The following is an 18,936-nucleotide window of genomic DNA, read 5'->3' on the forward strand; positions in this document are numbered from 1 at the left end:
ACCGCGGAGCAGCGGCGATGAGTGCTGCCAAGCCGCCTCGTCGCGGCTGGATTCTGCTGGCCACCGTGGTGGGTGTTGGCGTGACCGCCAGCCTGGGCTTCTGGCAGCTGGATCGGGTCGATCAAAAGCAGGCGATCGAGAAACGGCTGCGCGAACGTGCCGAACTGGCGCCGCTGGACAACACCAGCCTGCGCTGGGGCGAGCCGTTCTGGCAGCGCCGGGTCAGCTTGCAGGGCCACTGGCTCAATGACAAGACGCTGTTCCTGGACAACCGGCCGATGAATGGTCGGGTCGGCTTCTTCGTCGTCACGCCCTTGCGCCTGGCCGGGCGCGAGGGCCTGGTGTTGGTGCAGCGCGGCTGGGTACCGCGCGATCAGCGTGATCGCAATCTGCTGCCGGAGCTGCCGGCCAGCACGGCGACGGTGACTGTCTCGGGCCGGCTGATTGAAGCGCCTTCCAGGGTCTATCAGCTGGGCGGCGGCGATGGCGGGCGAATCCGGCAAAATCTCGATCCCGCGGCCTATGGGTTGGAGCTGGGCCAGCCGGTGCTGCCGCTGGCCGTGCTGCAGACCGCCGCGGCTGACAACGATGCGCCGCTGCTGCGCGACTGGCCGGCGCCGGCCGTCGATGTGCAGCGCAATTACGGCTACGCCTTTCAATGGTTCGCGCTTTGTGCGCTGCTTCTGGGTCTATATGTCTGGTTCCAAGTCATCCAACCACGCCGCCACCGCTGAGGGGCAAGACCTGCCGCTGTCGATGACGGTGCACAGCCAGCCCGATCTGCAGGGCCTGCAGGCGCAGCAACGCACGCGTTCTGGACGTCTGCGCATGCTGGCCGTGCTGGCCGTCTGTGCCGCGCCGGTGCTGGCCTCGTATTTTTCGTTCTACGTGCTGAAGCTGCGCGGCGATGCCTACAGCGAGCTGATCACGCCGACGGTGGACATTCCGGCGGCGCTGCAGCTGCATGACGAGCAGGGCAAGGCGGTCAGTGCGGAATCGCTGAAGGGCCAATGGCTGCTGACGCTGGTGCAGGACGGCGCCTGCGATCAGGGCTGCGAGCGGCTGCTGTTCATGCAGCGCCAGCTGCGCGAGATGCTGGGCAAGGAGCGCGACAAGCTGGACAAGCTCTGGCTGATCCCTGATGACACGCCGCTGCGCCCGGAGCTGAAGCAGGCCATCAGCCAGGGCGTGCCGGTGACGATTCTGCGTGCGCCGCGTGCCGAGCTCGAGGCCTGGCTGAAGCCGGCCGCCGGCCATCAGCTGAAGGACCATCTGTTCCTGGTGGACCCGCTGGGCCGCTGGATGATGCGTTCGCCGCTTGACCCTGATCCGAGCAAGTTCAAGAAGGATCTGGATCGTTTGATGAAGGCCAACGCCGGCTGGGACCGGCCGGGGCGCTGAAGCGCGCGACCAACGATGAGCGGATTCGATTTTTCGCCGGTGCTGCGCCTGCTGATGCTGGGCTCGGCGCTGGGCTGCCTGCCATTTCTGTGGGCGCTGTGGCGGCACCGGCAGGCGAGCCCATCGGCGCGGCTGCGTGCGCTGACGCTGCTGACCCTGTTCCTCACCTTTGACCTGGTGCTGTTCGGCGCCTTCACCCGGTTGACCGACTCGGGTCTGGGCTGCCCGGATTGGCCGGGCTGCTACGGCAGTGCCTCGCCGCTGGGCGCGAGCGAGGAGATCCATGCGGCGCAGACGGCCCTGCCCAGCGGGCCGGTGACGCATGGCAAGGCCTGGGTCGAGATGATCCATCGCTACCTGGCCAGCGGCGTCGGTTTCCTGATCCTGATGCTGTGCGTGATGAGCTGGCGCTATCGCGCTCGCGTCGCTGAGCAGATAGGGCACGCGGCGCCTTCGCCGTGGTGGTCGGTGCTGACCCTGGTCTGGGTCTGCGTTCAAGGCGCTTTTGGCGCGCTGACGGTCACGATGAAGCTGTTTCCTCTGATCGTCAGCCTGCATCTGCTGCTGGCCTTCGGCCTGCTGATGTTGCTGGCCTGGCAGGCCGAGGCCTACCGCTCAAGGACGTCGCCGCCGCTCTTGCAGTGGCCGGCCAGCCTTCGCCGTGGCGCCTGGCTGCTGCTGGCGCTCAGCCTGGGTCAGGCAGCGCTGGGCGCTTGGGTGAGCACCAATTACGCGGTGCTTGCCTGTGCCGAGTTTCCGCTCTGCCAGGGTCAGTGGTGGCCGGCGACCGATTTCGATCACGGCTTTGCCCTCTGGCGCGAACTGGGCCGCGGCCATGATGGCCAATGGCTGTCGCATGCGGCGTTGACGGCAATTCATCTGACTCACCGCGTCGGTGCGCTGCTCGTCTTCACGGCGTTGATCGCCTACGCCGTCTTGCTGCGCCGGCAGGGCGGCGAGGCGGGCCGCCGCTGGGCCACGCGCCTGCTATTGGTGGCGCTGTGGCAGTTCCTCAGCGGCCTGTCTAATGTGGTGCTGGGCTGGCCCATGATTGCCGCGCTGGCGCATACCGGGGGCGCTGCCGCCTTGCTGCTGATGCTCAGCTTCATGCTGGCCCGGCTGCAGCGGCACGACTCGTCCGAACTTTCTTTTCCGCCGCCGCAGGGCTTGAGCCCCGGCGCTGTATCCTGAGCGACCCCATGGCCTCGACGACACCCCCTCAAGCGGCCAGCGCCTCGCGCTGGCAGCAGTTCTATCAACTGACCAAGCCTCGGGTCGTGCATCTGATCGTGTTCTGTGCCGTCATCGGCATGGCGCTGGCCATCCCGGGCTGGCCCGCCGCCCGCGAATGGGGCGTGATCCTCGCGGCCACGGCCGGCATCTGGCTGGTGGCGGGCGCCGCGGCTGCCTTCAACTGCCTGATCGAGCAGCAGATCGATTCGAAGATGAAGCGCACCTCCTGGCGGGCCACGGCCAAGGGCGAGCTGAGCCGGGCGCAGACGCTGAGCTTCTCGGCGCTGCTCTGCGGCGTCGGCATGGCGCTGCTCTATGTCTGGGTCAATCCGCTGACGATGTGGCTGACCTTCGCCACCTTCGTCGGCTACGCCATCATCTACACCGTCATCCTGAAGCCGATGACACCACAGAACATCGTCATCGGCGGTGCCTCTGGCGCCATGCCGCCGGTGCTCGGCTGGGCGGCGCTGCGCGGCGAGGTCGGCCCCGAGGCGCTGATGATGTGCCTGATCATCTTCCTCTGGACACCGCCGCATTTCTGGGCGCTGGCGCTGTACCGCACCGAAGACTATGCCCGCGCCGGTCTGCCGATGCTGCCGGTGACGCATGGCTCCGACTTCACCCGGCTGCAGGTTTTTCTCTACACCTGGATTTTGCTGGCAGCCACGCTGCTGCCCTTCCTGACCGGCATGAGCGGCCGGGTCTATCTGATCAGTGCGCTGATCCTGGGTCTGGGCTTCTGTGCCTATGCCTGGCAGCTCTGGCGCGACTACTCGGACCAGCTGGCGCGCAAGACCTTCCGTTTCTCCATCCTGCACCTGTCCCTGCTGTTCGCGGCCTTGCTGCTGGATCATTACCTGCTGCCCTGGACGCAATGAGATGAGCACAAGACGCAACTTCCTGCTGGCGCCTGCACTGGCCACGCTGCTCAGTGGCTGTGACAAGCTGGGTCTGGGCGAGTCGGCCAAGCCGGCCTACAAAGGCGTGGACCTGAGCGGCGCAAGCTATGCCAGCACGCTGAACCTGCCTGATATCGATGGCAAGCCGCGCAGCCTGGGTGACTTCAAAGGCAAGATCGTCGTGGTGTTCTTTGGCTACACCCAATGCCCGGACGTGTGCCCGACGACGATGGCGGAGCTGGCCCAGGTCAAGAAGGCCTTGGGCGCCGATGGCGAACGGGTGCAGGGGCTGTTTGTCACCATCGATCCCGAGCGTGACACGGCCGAGTTGCTGAGGGCCTATCTGGCCAGTTTCGATCCCAGCTTCGTGGCCCTGCGTGGCAGTGCCGAGCAGCTGAAGGAGGCCGCGCGCGAGTTCAAGGTCTATTACGCCAAGGTGCCGGGCAAGACCGAAGACAGCTACACCATGGACCACACGGCGGCGAGCTTTGTCTTCGACGCGCAAGGCCGGGTGCGGCTGTTCGAGCGCTATGGTGCTGGTGCACAGGCGCTGATGGACGATATCAAGCTGCTGTTGGCTGAAAAGGCCTGAGCGCCAGGCTGCTGCATCGCCTGAAACCCAGTGAAAAACGGCCCCGCGGGGCCGTTTCGTGTTGCAGGCGGGGTACGCGCCTCAGGCGGTCTCGACCAGTGCCTTTTTCATCTTCTTCATCGCGGCCACCTCGATCTGGCGGATGCGCTCGGCGGAGACACCGTATTCGGCGGCCAGCTCATGCAGCGTCATGCCGCCCGAGCTGTCGTCGTTCACCTTGAGCCAGCGCTCTTCGACGATGCGACGGCTGCGCTCGTCGAGCACCGCCAGTGCACGGGTGATGCCGTCGCCAGACATCGCATCGCGGCTGCGCGCCTCGATCACGCGGGTGGGTTCCTGGCTGTCGTCGGCCAGATAGGCGATGGGCGCAAAGCTTTCGCCGTCGTCATCGGTCTGCGGCTCCAGGGCGACATCGCCGCCGGACAGCCGGGTTTCCATCTCCAGCACTTCCTCGCGCTTCACATTGAGCTCGCGGGCGACGTGGTCGACCTCGGCGGCGCTCAGCGTATTGCGGTGGGTCTGGCCCTCGGCGGCATCTTCCTTTAGGCTGTGCTTCATCGAGCGCAGATTGAAGAACAGCTTGCGCTGCGCTTTGGTGGTGGCGACCTTGACCATGCGCCAGTTGCGCAGGATGTATTCGTGAATCTCGGCCTTGATCCAGTGCATGGCATAGGACACCAGACGCACGCCCTGGTCAGGGTCGTAGCGCTTGACGGCCTTCATCAGACCGACATTGCCTTCCTGGATCAGGTCGCCCTGCGGCAGGCCGTAGCCAAGGTATTGGCGTGAGATCGAGACCACCAGGCGCAGATGCGAGAGCACCAGCCGGCCGGCGGATTCGAGATCGCCGTTCTCGCGCAGGCGACGGGCGAAGCTTTGTTCTTCGTCGGGCGTCAGCATCGGCAGACGGTTGACGGCAGAGATGTACGCATCCAGATTGCCCAGCGAGGGCAGCATGGCCCAGGGATCGCGTACGGTCAGGGCGGTTGGCGTGGACATGGCGTGTTTCTCGTGTAGAGCGAGGCTGCGAGCCTCAACACGGCAATATTAGCACTCTCTTTGAATGAGTGCTAACAGTCAGCAGGCTGAAAAAATCGCCAAGGCTGGCGGAGCTCTCGGCGAGTGCAGTCACTAACTTGCCGATGTGGGGCAAGGACGAAAGCTGGGTGCCGCAAGCGCGAAATCGGGCTTGCCAGGCCTGGACGATCAGTCGATCAGGCCGAAATCGGGGCTGCCGACCATGCCTTCGATGTCCAGCAGGATGAGCATCCGTTCGTTGACCTTGCCCAGGCCGGTGACGAAGCGGGTATCGATCGAAGCGCTGATCTCCGGCGGCTCCTTGATCGTGCCAGGGGCCATTTCCAGCACATCGGAGACCGAGTCGACGACGATGCCGACAACACGGCCGCAGACGTTCAGCACGACAACGACGGTGAAGCTGGTGTATTCGGCCGTGCAGCCCAGGCGCAGGCGCAGATCCACGATGGGCACGATGACGCCGCGCAGATTGACGACACCCTTGACGAAGGGCGGCGCATGGGCGATGCGGGTGGGCGCCTCGTAGGAGCGGATTTCCTGCACTTTCAGGATGTCGATGCCGTATTCCTCGGCGCCTATTCTGAAGGTCAGGAACTGCTGCGAGTCGTTCTTGGCGGCGCTGGTGGTGACCAGGGCGCCGGCGTTGGAGCTTGGGGCCAGTTCAGTCGAAGTCATCGCGGTCGAATCGTTATGAAGCCATGGCGGATGGGGCTATTGTGCACAGTCCAGACCGAAGTCAAGCGTTGATCTGGCCGCTGTCAGGCCGTTTTTCATTGCGGGTGGGCTGGCAGCAACTCATCCAGCAGGTGCAAGAGTTCACGCAGTTCGACCGGCTTGGTCAGGTAGTGCTGGGCACCGGCCGCCAGGCAGGCCTCGATCTGCTCGGCCACCGCATTGGCTGACACCATGATGATGGGCATGCTGGCGCCGGCGGCGCGCAGTTCGCGCAGCAGGCTGAGGCCATCGCCATCCGGCAGTTGCAGATCGAGCAGCACCAGGTCCGGCTGCGCTTCCAGGATGCGTTCCAGGCCGCTTTGCATGTCGACGCAGAGTTCCATCTGCAGATCGCTGCGCTGGCTGAGCATGCCGCGCATCACTTCGGCATTGGTGGCGTTGTCTTCAACATAGATCAGCCGGCGCTTCTGCAGCGCTGCTACGGGTAGCGGCGCCGGCGGCGCGGCCGGCCGCTGGCCCGGCTCCGGTGCCTCGGCCAGCGGCAGACGCAGCACAAAGCTGGAACCCTGGCCGAATTCGCTTTCGGCGCTCAGGCTGCCGCCCATGGCTTCGGCCAGCCGCTTGCTGATCACCAGGCCGATGCCGGTGCCTTCGATCTCGCTGTGCTCGCGGCCCAGGCGGTTGAAGGGCTGGAACAGCTGGGCCAGCTGCTCGGGGCTCATGCCCATGCCGGTGTCGGTGACGGTGAGCTCCAGCATGCCGTTCTCATCGAGCCGGCTACCTAGCTCAACGCGGCCATCTTCCAGGTTGTACTTGATCGCATTGCTGAGCAGATTGATCAGCACCTGCTTGACGCGCGTTGGATCGCCGCGCATCCACAGGCCCTGCGGCGCCAGCACCCGCGCAAAGCTGATGCCGCGAACGGCAGCATCGCTCTCGACCAGGGCCTGCACCTCGTCCAGCATCGTTGGCACATGCAAGGGCTGCAACTCCAGGCGCAGGTCGCCGGATTCGATGCGCGACAGGTCCAGTGTGTCGTTGATCATGTCCAGCAGATGCCAGCCGGCCAGCTGGATCTGCGCGGCCCAGCCCTCTTGCCGCTGGCTCAGCGGCGGCTCGCGGTCGAGCTCCAGCAGCTGGGCAAAGCCCAGCATCGCGTTCAGCGGCGTGCGCAGCTCATGGCTCATCCGCGAGAGGAACTCGTTTTTGGCCTGGCTGGCGGCCTCGGCATGTTCGCGGGCCTGTTCCAGCTCCTGGAGCTTGAGCCGCTCGGCGATATCTTCGACCACGCCGACCAGGTTGTAGACCTGGCCCTGGGCATCACGCAGCACCGTCACCAGCGCCCGGGCACGGACGATCTGGCCATGGCGGCCGATATAGCGCTTGAGGCGCTGGTACATCGGGATTTCGCCGCTGATCAAGGCGGCCATCAAGCGCTCGTCCTCGGCGCGGTCGTCCGGATGGGTCAGATCCAGCATGCGCTGCTTGAGCAGCGTGTCGGCGTCATAGCCGAGCAGGCGGCAGAAATAGGGGTTGGCGCCGAGCGCGTGGTCCTGCAGATCGGTGAAGACGACGCCGATGGGGGCGTTGTCCAGCACATTGCGCAGGCGCTGTTCACGGTCCTTTAGGGCCAGCGAGGCCTGCTCGCGCTGCTCGACTTCGCTCTTGAGCTGGGCCGTGCGCTCGGCCACCAGCGTGGCGATGCGCTGCGCGCGGCCGGTGATGATCAGCAGCAATGCCCCCAGCAGGGCAGTGCTGGCCAGGCCGACGAGCGCAAAGGGCAGGCTGTTGCCGGCCTGGCCCTGCAGGCCGCCGCTGGCCGGGTAGACGTCGATCTGCCATTGCCGGGCGCCGACGCTGATCATCTTGCTCTTCACCGGCATCGCGTCGGGCAGGCTCTCGCAACCGCGGTTGCCCGCCAGCCGGCGTTGGGCGGCCTGCGGATCGTTGTCGATCAGGCACAGACGCAGATGGCCGGGCAGGCTGTTGGCCTGGGCGCGCAGCAGTTGCTCGGGGCGGATGGCGGCAAAGGCTACGCCTTGCAGCGCCGCCAGCCGCTCGTCGCGATTGACCGGCTCGCCACGGTAGACGGCCTGGAACAGCAGCACGGCCATGGCGTCGGGGCCTTCGCCCGCCAAGGTCAGTGCCGGCGTCGCGGCGGGCTGGCCGGTGGACTCGGCCAGGGCCAGTGCGGCCCGCGCTGCGGGGATGGAGCGCAGATTGATGCCCAGCACCGCGCCATTGCGCAGCTGCGGTTCAACCAGGCGCACGGCCAGCATGGCTTCTTCAGGCATGCTGCGATGATCACCAGGACGCTGGCGGTCGTGAGCAATAAAGCCGGGCAGGCCATCGGCCTGGGCCTGCTGATCAAAGCCCGGCAGTTGCTGGCGCGACACCAGTTGTGCCCAGCCCAGCGATTGCAAGGGGCCGGCCTCACCGATGCGATTGCCCAGTGCACGGCGGAAGTCCTGCCGGCCCAGCTGCGGATTGACGCTGAGCAGTGCCCGGGCCGCCTCAACATCCATCAGCGGCAGGCGCAGCGCCGCTTCAAAACTGGCGGCAGCGCGTTCGGCATCGCGCTCGAAGCTGTGACGTGCCTGCTGGTAGTTCCAGTCCAGCACCAGGCTGGTGGCATAGGCCATCATCAGTGTGGCCAGCAGCATGGGCAGGCCCACGGTCAGTCGCCGGGGCCACCAGACCTCGCGGGGCCGGGCCAGCAGGCTCAGCGCGATCGGCGCACCGATCAGCACGCCCAGGGTGTCGCCCATCCACCAGCTGGTCCAGGTCCCCAGCGCGCCTTCGGCCGGAATCGTGCCGGCCAGGCGCAGCGCCGTCACGGCGATGCTGGGGCTGATCAGGCAGGCCAGCCCGGCACCGAACAGATAGAAGCGGCCCAGGTCTCGCGGCTCACTGAGCAAGAGTGGGCGGCTGACATGGCGGCGGACCAGATTGGTGCCCACCCAGGACTGCGCCGTGGCGCCCAGCGCAATGGCCAACGGCGTCAACCAGGCGGTCTGACCGCGTTCGTGGCTGAGCAGCAGATTGATGGTCAGCGAGCCCAGGAATACCGCCGGCGCGGCGCGGCGGCCCCAGCACAGCATGCCGGTCAGCGCCAGGCCGGCGGCCGGGAACAGCGGCGCGGCGTAGTCGGGCGGAATGCTCAGCCGCAGCGACAGCCAGCCGAGCAGGGTGTAGCCCAGATAGAGGAAGGTCAGCCGCGCTGCCCAGCGACGCCGGCTGGCCGGTCTGGCCTGAGAGAGCGGCAGTGCGGTGGGATGCACTGCATGTGCGTCATCCGCCACGGCGGCGGGTGTGGGTGCGTGAGTCGCGGGCATGGGCGCCAAAGGGCCGCACAAGTCCCGTTCGAGCGGGCGGCCGAGCTAGTCGTGAAGATCAGCAGAGCCTACACGCAAAGAAAAGGCCGCGGCATCAGCGGCGGCCCTTGGTTTTCGCCGCGCGCGCCACAAACGCCGGGCGATCAACGTATTGCTCAGACGTTGAACAGGAAGTTCAACACGTCGCCGTCCTTGACGACGTATTCCTTGCCTTCGGCGCGCATCTTGCCGGCATCCTTGGCGCCTTGTTCGCCCTTGAAGGTGATGAAGTCTTCGTAGGCAATGGTCTGGGCGCGGATGAAGCCGCGTTCGAAGTCGGTGTGGATCACGCCGGCCGCCTGCGGGGCCGTGTCGCCCTTGTGGATGGTCCAGGCGCGCACTTCCTTCACGCCGGCGGTGAAGTAGGTCTGCAGGCCCAGCAGGCTGAAGCCGGCGCGGATCAGGCGGTTCAGGCCGGGCTCGTCCTGGCCCATCTCGGCCAGGAACATGGCGCGGTCCTCATCGCTCATCTCGGACAGCTCGGCCTCGGTCTTGGCGCAGATGGCCACCACCGGGCCGTTCTGGGCGGCGGCGTATTCCTTCAGGCGGTCCAGGAAGGGGTTGTTCTCGAAACCGTCTTCGGCCACATTGCCGACGAACATCGCCGGCTTGGCGGTGATCAGGCACAGCGGCTTCAGGATGACCAGCTCTTCCTTGCTGAAGTCGATCGTGCGCACCGGCTTGGCCTGGTCCAGCGCGGCCTGGCACTTCTCCAGCACCTTGACCAGCGCAATCGCTTCCTTGTCGCCGGCGCGGGCGACCTTGTTGTAGCGGTGCAGGCTTTTCTCGACGGTGCCGAGGTCGGCCAGGCAGAGTTCGGTCTGGATCACCTCGATGTCGGCAATCGGGTCGACCTTGCCGTTGACGTGGATCACGTTCGGGTCTTCGAAGCAGCGCACCACGTTGACGATGGCGTCGGTCTCGCGGATGTGCGAGAGGAACTGGTTGCCCAGACCTTCACCCTTGGAGGCGCCCGCCACCAGGCCGGCGATATCGACGAACTCGACGATGGCCGGCAGGATGCGCTCGGGCTTGACGATCTCGGCCAGCTTCTGCAGGCGCGGGTCAGGCAGTTCGACGACGCCGACATTGGGCTCGATCGTGCAGAAAGGGTAGTTCTCGGCGGCGATGCCGGCCTTGGTCAGCGCATTGAAAAGGGTGGACTTGCCGACGTTGGGCAGGCCCACGATGCCGCATTTGAGACTCATGAGGGGCTTTCGAAGAAGCGGTGAAGCGGTGTGGCCCCAAGACCAGCCGGTCCGGGCGCGAAGGCGGCATTTTAGTCGCCTGGCGCCAACAGCGGCCAGTCGAACGGCATGGCGACGGTCGGCTGCCTACAATGCCCGCATGCATTCCTATGACATCCTGGTGCGTGGCAGCGGCTGCGTGGCCCGCAGCCTGGCGCTGGCGCTGGGCGCGCAGGGCCTGCGCGTGGCCTTGCTGGGCACGGCCGAGCCAAGCGCAGCACAGCGCGGTGACGTGCGCAGCTATGCGCTCAATGCCGCCTCGGTGGCCTTGTTGCGCGAGCTGAAGGTCTGGGGCAGCCTGGCCGCTGACGCCGCCAGCCCGGTCCATGAGATGCAGATTCAGGGCGACCAGCAGGGCGCCAGCCTCGGCTTCAGCGCCTGGCAGCAGGGCGTGTCGGAGCTGGCCTTCATCGTCGATGCCGGTGAGCTGGAGAGCCAGCTGGCGCTGGCGCTGCGCTTCTCGCCCCATGTGCAGATCGTCGACAGGCCGGTGCCGGCCGCGCTGGAGGCCCTGTGCGAGGGGCGCGACTCGCAGCGCCGTAGCGAGCTGGGCATCGACTTCCATCTGCATGGCTATGGCCAGCGCGCCATTGCGGCGCGGCTGGTGGCGGCCGAGGCGCACCAGGGCATCGCGCGGCAATGGTTCCGCTCGCCCGATGTGCTGGCCCTGCTGCCGTTTGAGCGGCCCGAGCCGCAGCGCTCCTACGGTTTGGTTTGGTCACTGCCCGAGGCGCGTGTGGCCGAGCTGATGGCCCTAGATGCCGCCGCCTTCGAAGCGACGCTGTGCGAGGCTTGCGGCATGGCGCCGGGCAGCTTGCAGCTGGCCAGCGAAAGGGCCAGCTGGCCGCTGGCCATTGCCCGCGCCGAGGCGATGAGTGGCCCCGGCTGGGTGCTGCTGGGCGATGCCGCGCATCTGGTTCATCCCTTGGCGGGCCAGGGGCTGAACCTCGGTCTCGGTGATGTGGCCGCGCTGGCCCGGGTGCTGGCGGCGCGTGAGCCCTGGCGGCCGCTCGGCGATGCCAAGCTCTTACGCCGTTATGAGCGTGAGCGGCTGGCGCCGACCTGGGCCATGGGCGAGCTCACCGATGGCCTGCTGAAACTCTTTGCCAGCGAGGCCGCGCCGCTGCGCAGCCTGCGCAACCAGGGCCTGACCCTGCTGGATTCCGTCTCTCCGCTGAAGCGCTGGCTGACCCGCCAGGCGCTCGGTGCCTGAAACCTGCTGAAGCGAACATGAAACCCAATTTCAAATTCCTGCTGTCCCGCAAGATCGTGTTGACCCTGTCGGCCGCGCTGGCAGCGGGCGTGCTGCTGGTGGCTGTTGGCCCGGCCACCGCCAATGAGGCGGTGATCCGCAAGAACCTGCCCGAGCGTCTGGTCGGCGCACCCAAGATCGACGAGGTGCGGCCGGCCGCCATCCCGGGCTTGTGGGAGGTGCGTTTTGGCAGCGAGGTCCGCTATACGGATGCGACCGGCAGCTATCTGATCGAGGGTGATTTGATCGACCTGAAGGCGCGCCGCAATCTGACCGAGGAGCGCGTCAACCAGCTGACCGCGGTCGACTTCGCCGCGCTGCCGCTGAAGGACGCCATCGTCTGGAAGCAGGGCACAGGCAAGCGCCGCATTGCCATTTTTGCTGATCCGAACTGCGGCTATTGCAAGCGCTTCGAGCGCAGCCTGCAGGACGTCAAGGACATCACCGTCTACACCTTCGTGATCCCCATTCTTGGCGGTGATTCGGCGGAAAAGTCCAAGGCCATCTGGTGTGCCAAGGATGCGACCAGCGCCTGGCGCAACTGGATGCTGGACAACACGCCGCCGCCCAAGCAGACGGTGGCCGGCTGCGATGAGGCCGCCATCGAGCGCAATCTGGCCTTCAGCCGCAAGCATCGCGTCAACGGCACGCCGGCCATCATCTTTGAAGACGGCACCCGGGCGCCTGGCGCCTTGACGGCCGAACAGGTTGAACGCCGCCTGCAGGCGATCAAGTCCTGACCCCACATTTTTCCGCTGACCGTTTCTTGAGCCGGAGTCGACGCATGTCCGCCGCCAGCAGCCACGCCCTGCCTTTGAATCCCGTTGCCGAGCGCCTGGGCTATGCCGGGCTGCTGCCCTTTGTGCTGGGCGCACTGTTGGTCTGGCTGGTACGTGCCGATGCCCATCCCTATGTGACGGCGATGCTCTCGTCCTACGCAGCGGTGGTCCTGTCCTTTCTGGGCGGCATCCACTGGGGCCTGGCCTTCAGGCAGAACATTCCGTCGCCACAGCCCTTTGTCTGGGGCGTCGTGCCCTCGCTACTGGCCTGGATCGCGGTGGTGATGCCGGCTTACGCGGGCCTGGTCGTCCATGGTGTGATGCTGGTGGTCTGCTATTTGGTTGACCGCCGCAGCTACCCGGCGCTGGGTGCTTCGGCCTGGTTGACGCTGCGCTTCCGTCTCAGCGCGGTGGCCGCGCTGAGTTGCTTCCTTGGTGCCGCTGGCAGCTGAACAGGGTCTTCATGATTCACTACAAGATCGAGATCGCCGATGTCCACGCCCACCTCTACCGCGTCACACTGACGCTGCCGGCTCCGGCAGCCGAGCAGCGCTTGAGCCTGCCGGTCTGGATTCCGGGCAGCTATATGGTGCGCGAGTTCTCGCGCCATCTGAGCGGCTTCAGCGCCCGGCAGGGCCGGCGCGAGATCGATCTGCAGCAGCTCGACAAATGCAGCTGGCTGGCCCGCTGCAGCGGCAAGGCGGCACTGGTGCTGAGCTACCAGGTCTATGCCTTCGACACCTCGGTGCGCGCCGCCTTCCTCGACGCCGAGCGCGGTTTCTTCAACGGCACCGGCCTGTGCCTGCGCGCCGAGGGCCGCGAGGCCGAGGCGCATCAGATCGAGCTGGCGGGCTTGCCTGCGGGCTGGCAGGTGGCCAGCGGCATGCGCGAGATCGGCAAGCGTCGTTACGAGGCGGCCGACTACGACGAGCTGGTCGACCACCCCTTTGAGCTGGGCCGCTTCTGGCGCGGCCGCTTCGAGGCCCGCGGTGTGGCGCACGAATTCGTTGTCGCCGGCGCCTTGCCTAGCTTCGATGGTGAGCGGCTGCTGGCCGACAGTCGACGCATCTGCGAGGCGCAGATCGATTTTTGGCATGCCGGCGCCAGCAAGCCGCCGTTCGATCGCTATGTGTTCCTGCTCAATGCGGTGGACGACAGCTATGGCGGCCTGGAGCACCGCGCCAGCACGGCGCTGATCGCCGCCCGGCGCGATCTGCCGCGGCTGGGCCAGGGCGAGATGAACGAGGGTTATGCCCGGCTCCTGGGCCTGATCAGCCACGAGTATTTCCACACCTGGAACGTCAAGCGTCTGCGCCCCGATGTGTTCGCCCGCTTTGACTACAGCCAGGAGAACTACACCGAGCTGCTCTGGTTCTTCGAGGGCTTCACCTCCTATTACGACGACCTCTTCCTGGTTCGCGCCGGCCTGATCGACGAGGCCCGCTACCTGAAACTGATTGCCGCCACCTTCAGCGGCGTGCTGGGTGTGCCGGGTCTGCACCGGATGAGCGTGGCCCAGTCCAGCTTCGAGGCCTGGACCAAGTACTACCGCCAGGACGAAAACAGTCCCAATGCGATCACCAGCTACTACACCAAGGGCTCGATGATTGCGATGGCCTTGGACCTCACGCTGCGCACAGCCGCCAAGCCACGCGCGACGCTGGACAGCCTGATGCGCGCACTCTGGCAGCGCAGCGGTGGCGGCGGTCCGGTGTCGGAGCAGGACATCCTGCAGACCCTGGCGCAGCTCGGCGGTGCGGAGGCGGCCGAGAAACTGGCCGCCTGGGTGCATGGCACGGGCGAGCTGCCCCTGCCTCAGCTGCTCGAACAGCTGGGCCTGCAGTGGAAATCTGACAAGCAAACGCTGGCCCAGCGCCTGGGCCTGCGGGTCAGCGACAGCGGCGGCAGCATCAACGTCAAGCAGGTGCTGCAGGGTTCGGCGGCGATGGCCGCCGGCGTTTGCGCCGGCGATGAAATCCTGGCCAGCAATGGCTGGCGCCTGAAGCGGCTGGACGATGCCGCGCTGACGCTGGGCGGCGAGCGCCAGCCGCGCCTGCAGCTCTTGGTCTGCCGCGATCAGCGCATGCTGACGTTGGAGGCGCTGCTGCCCGAACAAGGCCCTTGCGGTCTGCCGGTCAAGCTCAGCGCGGCCGAGAAGTCCACGCCGCGTGCCGCCCGCTTGCGGCGCGACTGGCTGGGCGGCTGAGTTCCCGGCGATGAAGGGCCTGCGCCGGGCCGGTCTGCCGGGGCTGGCGCTGCTGGTGCTGGCGGTGCTGGCGGTGCTCATCCTGCATGGCTGCGTGGCAGACCGGCTGGCCGCCATTCAGGCCGATTGGCGACTGAGCCTTGAAGAAGTGGCACCGATGCCGCCACGCCTGGAGGCGGCCTTTGTGCGCCAGATGGTTGCGGCCGCGCCGCGAGCCATGCCCACCCGTGCGCCAAAGCCGCCGACACCACGGCAACAGCCGGCTGCAGTGCCGCATGTGCAGGAGCTGGCGCTGCCGGAGTCTGCAGCTAGCGCTGTGGCTGAGAATGCGCCAGCGGCGCAGGCCGAGGCAATGGCCGCGTCGTCAGCCGCCTCCGCGGTCACCGACCTGCCACCGGTCGTGGCCGAGTCGCCTGCCTTGCCGGCCTCCGCCGTCGCGGCCGCTGACGATGAACCCGGTCCCGAATGGCCAGCCTCGACCCAGCTGCGCTACAAGCTGGTCGGCAACTACCGCGGCGCGGTGACCGGCCACGCCCAGGTTCAATGGCTGCGCCAGGGGCGGCGCTACCAGGTGCATCTGGACGTCGGCGTCGGCCCCAGCTTTGCGCCTTTGATATCGCGCCGCATGAGCAGCGATGGCGAGCTTGGCCCGCAAGGCATCTCACCCAAGCGTTATGACGAAGATACGCGTGTCCTGTTCGCCGAGCGGCGCCGCGTCAGCGTGCTGTTCCAGCCCGGCCAGGTGCAGCTGGGCGACGGACGCCTGGCTGCCGCACCGGCCGGCGTGCAGGACAGCGCCAGCCAGTTCGTTCAGCTGACCTGGCTGTTCCTGACCGGCCGGGAACAGTTGCGCCCCGGCCTCGTGATCCAGCTGCCGCTGGCACTGCCGCGTCGCGTCTACGCCTGGGCCTACGAGGTGATGGGCGAGGAGACGCTGGAAACCCCGATGGGCCCTCTCGCCACCTGGCATTTGCGCCCCTTGCGCGAGGCCGTCGGTGGCGATCTGAAGAGCGAAGTCTGGCTGGCGCCGGCGCTGCAATACCTGCCAGTGCGCCTGCGCATTCGGCAGGACGAACAGACCTTCATTGACTTGATGCTGGAAGTCGCACCGCTGCAGGCCGAGCGCTGAAGCCTGCTGCCGCCGCCAGACCCTATAGTTGCGCCCAGCGACGTTTGAACATCCCCGAAGGAGTCCCCATGACCTACGAATGCATCATCACCGCCGTGCACGGCGAAGGCGAACGCAAGACCGGCCTGATCACGCTGAACCGGCCCAAGCAGCTCAATGCGCTGAACGACCAGCTGATGGACGAGCTGGGCGCCGCCTTGCTGGCCTTTGATGCCGACGATGGCATCGGTTGCATCGTGCTGACTGGTTCCGAGCGCGCCTTTGCCGCCGGCGCCGACATCCCGACGATGGCACCGCACAACTTCATGAGCGCCTTCAAGAGCGGCCTGATCTCGAAGAACTGGGAAACGATTCTGCAGGTCAGGAAGCCGGTGATCGCCGCAGTGGCGGGCTTTGCGCTGGGCGGCGGCTGCGAGCTGGCGATGATGTGCGACTTCATCATCGCTGCCGACAGCGCCAAGTTCGGCCAACCCGAGATCAAGCTGGGCATCATCCCCGGCGCCGGCGGCACGCAGCGCCTGCCACGCGCGGTCGGCAAGAGCAAGGCGATGGACGTGCTGCTGACGGCACGGATGATGGACGCCACCGAGGCCGAACGCGGCGGCCTGGTGTCTCGCGTGGTGGCTGCCGACAAGCTGCTGGAGGAGGCCTTGGCCGCCGCCGAGCAGATCAATGGCTTCAGCGCCCCCTCGGTGGCGCTGATTAAGGAACTGGTCAACCGCAGCTTTGAGGGCCCGCTGCTGGATGCGGTCGCGGTTGAGCGGCGCTACTTCCATGCGCTGTTCGGCACCGACGACCAGCGCGAAGGCATGGACGCCTTCCTGGCCAAGCGCAAGCCAAACTTCAAGCACCAATAAGGGGGAATTTGCAAACAATGGGCGAATGCCGCGCACACATTGTTTGTGAAATTGAAATAGATCCTTGTCGCTGGCCTAGTGTTTCTACTAGGTCGGCTTGCCTACAGTTCAGCTCATGGACAGCACAGCGAATCCCGCTTCAGCAAAGTCCACGACTGAAACACTGTTTGAAAAGGATCTCATCATGAACAAGCTGAACATCGCCGCCATCGCCCTGACCCTGCTGGCTTCCAGCGGCGCTTTTGCCCAGGAACTGAGCCGCGAGCAGGTCAAGGCCGAGCTGCAACGTGCCCGCGCCAGCGGCGAACTGGCCGCCATGAACAGCGACGACACCGCGACCTTCGGTGCCGCCCTGAAGCCGAGCAGCACCGCCCTGGCCGCCAGCAAGACGCCGGCTGCTGAGCAAGTTGCTCCCAAGGCTGCCACCAAGGCCGAAGCCAGCAAGACCCGCGCTGAAGTGATCGCCGAACTGAAGCGCGCCCGCGAAACCGGCGAGCTGGAATACCTGAACGCCGAAGGCGGCCCGGGCAACTACCCGGTGGCACGCAGCCAAGTCGTCGGCGAGCCGGTGATGGCTGGCAAGAGCCCGGCCAAGCTGAACTGAGCTGACGATCGATCTGCACATCGGCCAGCCGTGAGCTGCCCATGAAAAAGGCCTCCCGTTGGGGAGGCCTTTTGCTTTGCATATTGCAGGCTGCGGGCAGCCTGAGGTGAGGGTGATCAGGCCTCGCGGCGCAGCGCCGGGAAGAGGATCACGTCGCGGATCGAGGGCGAATCGGTGATCAGCATCATCAGCCGGTCGATGCCGATGCCGCAGCCGCCGGTCGGGGGCATGCCATATTCCAGCGCGCGGATGAAGTCGGCGTCGTAGAACATCGCTTCTTCGTCGCCAGCATCCTTGTTGGCCACTTGGGCCTGGAAGCGGGCGGCCTGGTCTTCGGCGTCGTTCAGCTCGGAGAAGCCGTTGGCGTACTCGCGGCCGGTGATGAAGAGCTCGAAGCGCTCGGTGATCTTGGGGTTGCTGTCGGAGGCGCGGGCCAGCGGCGAGACCTCGACCGGATAGTCGATGATGAAGGTTGGCTGCCACAGCTTCTCTTCCACGACGGCTTCGAACATGCCGAACTGCAGCTCGGGCAGGGTCCAGTGCTTGGGCGGCTCCTCGCCCAGTTGCTTCAGCTTGGCGTGCAGCACGGCGGCATCATCGGCCTCGGCTTCGGTCAGGCCGGCGTGGGCGACCAGCGAGTCGCGCACGGACAGGCGGGCGAAGGGCTCGTCCAGATGCACGTCCTTGCCGGCGTAGCTGACACGGGCGTTGCCGGTGGCGGCACGCGCGGCGTGGCGCAGCACCTCCTCGGTGAAGTCCATCAGATCATGGTGCGTCCAGTAGGCCGCATAGAACTCCATCATCGTGAACTCGGGGTTGTGCCGGACCGAGATGCCTTCGTTGCGGAAGTTGCGGTTGATCTCGAACACACGCTCGAAGCCGCCGACGACCAGGCGCTTCAGGTACAGCTCGGGCGCGATGCGCAGGAACATTTCCTGGTCCAGCGCATTGTGGTGGGTGATGAAGGGCTTGGCATTGGCGCCGCCCGGGATCGGGTGCAGCATCGGCGTTTCCACTTCCAGGAAGCCATGCTCGACCATGAAGCTGCGGATCGAGGACACCGCCTTGGAGCGGGCCACGAAACGGGCGCGGGCATGCTCGTCGGTGATCAGGTCGACATAGCGCTGGCGGTACTTCTGTTCCTGATCGCTCATGCCGTGGAACTTGTCCGGCAGCGGGCGCAGGCTCTTGGTCAAGAGGCGCAGCACGCTGACGCGCACCGACAGCTCGCCGGTCTTGGTGCGGAACAAGGTGCCTTCGGCGCCAACGATGTCGCCCAGGTCCATGTGCTTGAAGGCGTCGTAGCTCTCTTCACCGACGCCGTCCTTGGTGACGAAGAGCTGGATGCGGCCGGTGGCGTCCTGCAGCGTGCCGAAGCTGGCCTTGCCCATGATGCGCTTGAGCATCAGCCGCCCGGCCACGCTGACCTTGACCGCCTGCGGCTCCAGCTCCTCATTGGCGACGTCGCCATAACGCTGCGCCAGCGGCAGGGCGCGGTGCTGGGGCTTGAAGTCGTTGGGGAAGGGGACGGCGGTCTTGGCGCGCAGCGCAGCCAGTTTCTCGCGGCGTTCGGTGATCAGCTGGTTTTCGTCCTGCGCGGCAGGGGCGTGATGGGGGGCGGCGGGCGTGTGCTGGGTCATCATCAAC

General features: G+C 66.3%; 17 protein-coding genes. 12 read left to right on the forward strand and 5 right to left on the reverse strand.

Annotated elements, in window-relative coordinates; all coding sequences use genetic code 11:
* Positions 1–17: 17 nt before the first annotated feature.
* The 5 genes from RQP53_RS18185 to RQP53_RS18205 are packed head-to-tail and all read left to right on the forward strand — an operon-like array spanning position 18 to position 4,128.
* Positions 18–734: an SURF1 family protein gene (locus tag RQP53_RS18185; RefSeq protein ID WP_315652097.1), complete on the forward strand. Its 717-nt coding sequence runs from the start codon at positions 18–20 to the stop codon at positions 732–734.
* Positions 694–1,401 (forward strand): SCO family protein, encoded by a 708-nt coding sequence (locus tag RQP53_RS18190; RefSeq protein WP_315652098.1) that lies wholly within the window; start codon positions 694–696, stop codon positions 1,399–1,401. Before RQP53_RS18185 ends, RQP53_RS18190 begins: the two co-directional genes overlap by 41 nt.
* Before the next feature lie 15 nt (positions 1,402–1,416).
* The gene (locus tag RQP53_RS18195; RefSeq protein WP_315652099.1) at positions 1,417–2,592 is read left to right on the forward strand and encodes a COX15/CtaA family protein; all 1,176 of its coding nucleotides are present in this window, start codon (positions 1,417–1,419) and stop codon (positions 2,590–2,592) included.
* A gap of 8 nt (positions 2,593–2,600) precedes the next feature.
* Entirely contained in the window at positions 2,601–3,515 is a 915-nt protein-coding gene (gene cyoE / locus RQP53_RS18200; RefSeq protein ID WP_315652100.1) for a heme o synthase, read from the forward strand.
* A 1-nt stretch (position 3,516) separates the two neighbouring features.
* Complete coding sequence (locus RQP53_RS18205; protein WP_315652101.1) at positions 3,517–4,128, forward strand: SCO family protein; 612 nt, start codon at positions 3,517–3,519, stop codon at positions 4,126–4,128.
* Positions 4,129–4,209: 81 nt separating this feature from the next.
* Here the strand turns inward: RQP53_RS18205 and rpoH are convergent, their stop codons facing one another.
* The 4 genes from rpoH to ychF all read right to left on the reverse strand — a co-directional run bounded on the left by rpoH (position 4,210) and on the right by ychF (position 10,423).
* Positions 4,210–5,127: an RNA polymerase sigma factor RpoH gene (gene rpoH, locus RQP53_RS18210; RefSeq protein WP_315652102.1), complete on the reverse strand. Its 918-nt coding sequence runs from the start codon at positions 5,125–5,127 to the stop codon at positions 4,210–4,212.
* 207 nt (positions 5,128–5,334) lie between these two features.
* Positions 5,335–5,841 carry a chemotaxis protein CheW gene (locus RQP53_RS18215; protein WP_315652103.1) on the reverse strand — a complete coding sequence of 169 codons (507 nt, stop codon included), beginning with the start codon at positions 5,839–5,841 and terminating at the stop codon, positions 5,335–5,337.
* A 95-nt stretch (positions 5,842–5,936) separates the two neighbouring features.
* Complete coding sequence (locus RQP53_RS18220; protein ID WP_315652104.1) at positions 5,937–9,122, reverse strand: CHASE domain-containing protein; 3,186 nt, start codon at positions 9,120–9,122, stop codon at positions 5,937–5,939.
* A 209-nt stretch (positions 9,123–9,331) separates the two neighbouring features.
* Positions 9,332–10,423: a redox-regulated ATPase YchF gene (gene ychF / locus RQP53_RS18225; RefSeq protein WP_315652105.1), complete on the reverse strand. Its 1,092-nt coding sequence runs from the start codon at positions 10,421–10,423 to the stop codon at positions 9,332–9,334.
* Between the two features lie 139 nt (positions 10,424–10,562).
* Between ychF and RQP53_RS18230 the strand changes: the two genes are divergently transcribed.
* The 7 genes from RQP53_RS18230 to RQP53_RS18260 all read left to right on the forward strand — a co-directional run bounded on the left by RQP53_RS18230 (position 10,563) and on the right by RQP53_RS18260 (position 17,289).
* Positions 10,563–11,675, forward strand: coding sequence for an FAD-dependent monooxygenase (locus tag RQP53_RS18230; RefSeq protein ID WP_315652106.1), 1,113 nt, complete (start codon positions 10,563–10,565; stop codon positions 11,673–11,675).
* 17 nt (positions 11,676–11,692) lie between these two features.
* Entirely contained in the window at positions 11,693–12,454 is a 762-nt protein-coding gene (locus tag RQP53_RS18235; protein ID WP_315652107.1) for a DsbC family protein, read from the forward strand.
* Positions 12,455–12,498: 44 nt separating this feature from the next.
* Positions 12,499–12,945 carry a DUF3429 domain-containing protein gene (locus tag RQP53_RS18240; RefSeq protein WP_315652108.1) on the forward strand — a complete coding sequence of 149 codons (447 nt, stop codon included), beginning with the start codon at positions 12,499–12,501 and terminating at the stop codon, positions 12,943–12,945.
* Positions 12,946–12,956: 11 nt separating this feature from the next.
* Positions 12,957–14,699: a M61 family metallopeptidase gene (locus RQP53_RS18245; RefSeq protein WP_315652109.1), complete on the forward strand. Its 1,743-nt coding sequence runs from the start codon at positions 12,957–12,959 to the stop codon at positions 14,697–14,699.
* 10 nt (positions 14,700–14,709) lie between these two features.
* A complete protein-coding gene (locus tag RQP53_RS18250; RefSeq protein ID WP_315652110.1) occupies positions 14,710–15,828 on the forward strand; it encodes a DUF3108 domain-containing protein in 1,119 nt (372 codons plus the stop codon).
* A 68-nt stretch (positions 15,829–15,896) separates the two neighbouring features.
* The gene (locus RQP53_RS18255) at positions 15,897–16,685 is read left to right on the forward strand and encodes an enoyl-CoA hydratase (RefSeq protein ID WP_315652111.1); all 789 of its coding nucleotides are present in this window, start codon (positions 15,897–15,899) and stop codon (positions 16,683–16,685) included.
* Between the two features lie 184 nt (positions 16,686–16,869).
* Positions 16,870–17,289 (forward strand): DUF4148 domain-containing protein, encoded by a 420-nt coding sequence (locus RQP53_RS18260; RefSeq protein ID WP_315652112.1) that lies wholly within the window; start codon positions 16,870–16,872, stop codon positions 17,287–17,289.
* A gap of 116 nt (positions 17,290–17,405) precedes the next feature.
* On the opposite strand, the gene lysS is transcribed toward RQP53_RS18260, so the two are convergent.
* Positions 17,406–18,932 carry a lysine--tRNA ligase gene (lysS, locus tag RQP53_RS18265; protein WP_315652113.1) on the reverse strand — a complete coding sequence of 509 codons (1,527 nt, stop codon included), beginning with the start codon at positions 18,930–18,932 and terminating at the stop codon, positions 17,406–17,408.
* Between the last annotated feature and the right edge of the window lie 4 nt (positions 18,933–18,936).

Source organism: Roseateles aquae (genome assembly GCF_032337115.1).
Taxonomy (GTDB): domain Bacteria; phylum Pseudomonadota; class Gammaproteobacteria; order Burkholderiales; family Burkholderiaceae_C; genus Roseateles_C; species Roseateles_C aquae.